Origin of the sequence: Mesorhizobium sp. M7A.F.Ca.CA.002.05.1.1, assembly GCF_003998335.1 — a bacterium.
Lineage (GTDB): Bacteria > Pseudomonadota > Alphaproteobacteria > Rhizobiales > Rhizobiaceae > Mesorhizobium.
On record NZ_RZQI01000723.1, the window covers coordinates 1 to 3,099 of the forward strand.

At 67.6% G+C, this 3,099-nt stretch carries 3 protein-coding genes; 2 read left to right on the plus strand and 1 reads right to left on the minus strand.

What is annotated here, in order from left to right:
• Both EN939_RS27330 and EN939_RS27335 read left to right on the plus strand, forming a co-directional pair.
• On the plus strand, window positions 1-1,121 hold a 1,121-nt coding region (locus tag EN939_RS27330), incomplete at its 5' end, for an FGGY family pentulose kinase (RefSeq protein WP_127270847.1).
• A gap of 133 nt (window positions 1,122-1,254) precedes the next feature.
• Window positions 1,255-2,283 carry a cupin domain-containing protein gene (locus EN939_RS27335; protein ID WP_127270848.1) on the plus strand — a complete coding sequence of 343 codons (1,029 nt, stop codon included), beginning with the start codon at window positions 1,255-1,257 and terminating at the stop codon, window positions 2,281-2,283.
• A gap of 18 nt (window positions 2,284-2,301) precedes the next feature.
• Here the strand turns inward: EN939_RS27335 and EN939_RS27340 are convergent.
• A partial coding sequence (locus EN939_RS27340) for a DinB/UmuC family translesion DNA polymerase (RefSeq protein ID WP_442919565.1) occupies window positions 2,302-3,099 on the minus strand: 798 nt, incomplete at its 5' end.

The window sequence follows — 3,099 nt, forward strand, 5'->3', positions numbered from 1 at the left end:
TCATGGACCTCCCCGATTTCCTCACCTGGCGGGCGACCGGCAGCCTTGCCCGCTCGGTCTGCACGGTGACTTGCAAATGGACCTATCTGGCGCATGAAAGCCGCTGGGACGAGGCCTATTTCCGCACCATCGGACTAGGGAGCCTGGCCGACGAGGGGTTCGCGCGCATCGGCACGCAGATCGTGCCGGCGGGTGGCGCACTTGGCGGCGGGTTGACCGCGCAGGCGGCTGCGGACCTTGGCCTCGTCCCCGGCACCGCGGTAGCGGCCGGTCTGATCGATGCGCATGCCGGTGGCGTCGGTACGGTCGGTGCGCGCGGCGCGTTCGGCAGCGTTCTGTCGCGCATGGCCTATGTTTTCGGCACCTCGGCCTGCACCATGTCGTCGACCGCGGCGCCGGCCTTCGTCGACGGCGTCTGGGGTCCGTATTTCTCGGCCATGGTGCCGGGCCTGTGGCTGAACGAGGGCGGCCAGTCGGCAGCCGGTGCTGCTATCGACCATCTGGTGCGCATGCATCCCGCGGCTGCCGAAGCGACCGCCAAGGCGCAAGCCGAGGGGCTCAGCCTCAGCGCCTGGCTGTCGTTGCAGGCGCAAAGCCGCAATGGGGCCGCGGCAACGCCGGCGCTGGTCGGCGGCATCCATGTGGTGCCGGAGTTTCTCGGCAACCGCGCACCTTTCGCCGACCCGGACGCGCGCGCGCTGATCGCCGGGCTCGATCTCGACACCAGCCTCGACAGCCTGGTCGGGCTCTATGTCGCCGGGGTCTGCGGGCTGGGCTATGGCGCGCGCCAGATCGTGCGGGCCGAGCATGACAAGGGCATTGCCGTCGACACCATCGTGGTCAGCGGCGGCGCCGGCCAAAGCCCGCTGGTGCGCCAGCTGCTTGCCGATACCACAGGCATGGTGGTGGTGGCGTCGACCTCGCCGGAACCGGTGCTGCTCGGCTCGGCTATGCTGGGCGCGGTCGCCGCCGGTGCCTACAGGGATCTGACGGGGGCGATGGCCGGCATGTCGGAACTCGGCGAGGTCTATCATCCCGACGCTACGCTGGGCGGCTGGCATGCAAAACGCTTCGCGGCGTTCGAGCTGCTGCAGCAGGCGGGCAAGGCGATCAGGGGCTGAGAAACTGTTTCGAAAGGCCAGCGACTCCTGCCCGGCTCTGTCAGGAGTGTGGCGAACACCGCTTGGCGATGATGCCGGAAGCTGGCAGCTTTGTTCCGTCGCGACGAGGTAGGCGGCAGGAGCAGGAGGCCTGATGGCAGACGACAAATCGCCAGTGCCATTCGCATCGGACAGCGTGCCATGGACGGAATGGTCCGATGTGCCGCGCTTTGCCGTGCGCTACCGGCATCTGTCGCTGGCCGCCCTAGGCGAGAATTACCATGTCGGCGTGGCGATCGAGGAACTGCCGCCGGGCAAGCAGACCTCACCGGCGCACTACCACATTTTCGAGGAAGAGCATGTCTTCATCCTCGAAGGGGCGCTGACCGCTTATGTCGGCGACGCCGCCTACGCCATGAAGGCCGGCGACTACATCTGCTTTCCGGCTGGTGCTGCGGCGGGGCATTGCCTCATCAACACCGGCGACGCGCCGTGCCGCTATGTCATCGTCGGCGAGCGCAACCCGAATGACGTGGTCGTCTACACCGCCTCCAACAAGGTGCTGGTGCGCGCGCTGGGTAGCCGTGCGCTCTTCGATCTCGCTGCAACTCGAACCTACTGGGACGGCGAGAACACCGGCCTTGCCGCCGGCGATCCGCTGCCGTCGGGTGTGATGTCCGGTATCACCAAACCCCCAGCCGTGCCGATCCCGCCTGTCGCCAGCGATGCCGTCGAATGGAAGGTCGAGGGCGAAGGCCCGCGGTTCGGCGGCCGGTCCAGGCATCTGACCTATGCGGCTTTGGGACTACCAGACTATCATGTCGGCATGCTGATCGAGGCGCCGGCCCCCGGCATGCGCCTGGCGCCCAGGCACTACCACATGCTCGAAGAGGAGCACGCGCTGATTCTGGAAGGGCAGGTGACGCTGCTGCTTGGCGAGGAGCGTCACGAGATGAAGGCCGGCGATTATGTCTGCTTTCCCGCCGGCCTGGCGGTCGGGCATTCCTTCCTCAACAGCGGTACGGAACCGTGCCGCTATCTGATGATCGGCGAGAAAAATCCCAACGAGGTCTGCGTCTATCCCGATTCCAACAAGATGGCGGTCGACGCCTTGCGCCGGCGCGACGGCATTTTCGACATGGGAGCGGTGAGGCGGTACTGGGACGGCGAGGAGACGGAATAGCGCCCGGCGGTCCCGGGTTCACAGTTCCTTCTCCGCCAGCTCCCTGAATTCGTCGGGAACCGAGCGCGCGGCCTCCAGTGCCACCGTGCCGTAGCCGACCGCCTGTTTGCCGAAGCGTTCGCGGATCTTGTCGATGGCGCGGTCGGCGTCGAAGCGTGCCAGGCCTTTTCGGGTGCCGGGCCGGCGTTTCTCGTCGGCGAGGCCGAGCGGCAGTTCGAGCTGCAGCTCGAAGCTTTCCTCAAGATGCGACACCGAGATCGCCAGCAGCGAGATCGTTCTTTCGTGGGGGTTGTCGGCGAGGACGCCGCGCACCAGATCGCCGGCGATCTCGGCCAGCATCGCGGTCGCCGAGATCGGCTGGTCAAGCGTGATCGAGCGCGTGACGGCGCTGAGATCGGCAAAGCGCACGCGTACCGTCACCGTGCGGCCGGGCCGCGCCTTGGCGCGCAGCCGGCTGGCGACACGGTCGGCCAGATGCAGCAGAGTGGGCACGATGATCCGCGCTACGGCGGGTTTTTGGCCCAGCGCCGATTGGGCGCCGGCCGAATGCGCGCGGCTATGCGTTTCGAGCTTTCGCGGGTCGCGGTTCCATGACAAGGCGGCGAGCTTTTCGCCGGCGGCGGGACCGAGCAGCCGCGTTAGCGCGCCGCTGTGCGTCCTGGCCAGCTGGCCGATGGTCTCGACGCCGATTTCCGCCAGCCTCGCCCTGATCGCCGGGCCGACGCCCCACATCAGCCCGACCGGCAGGTCGTGCAGGAAAGCGAGCTCGCTGCCGGGGTCGACCACCACCAGCCCGTCGGGTTTTGCCACCTGGGA

Excerpts from the sequence above, each read along its gene's own strand:
- EN939_RS27335 (WP_127270848.1), top strand. The coding sequence starts at position 1,255 with ATGGCAGACGACAAATCGCCAGTGCCATTCGCATCGGACAGCGTGCCA.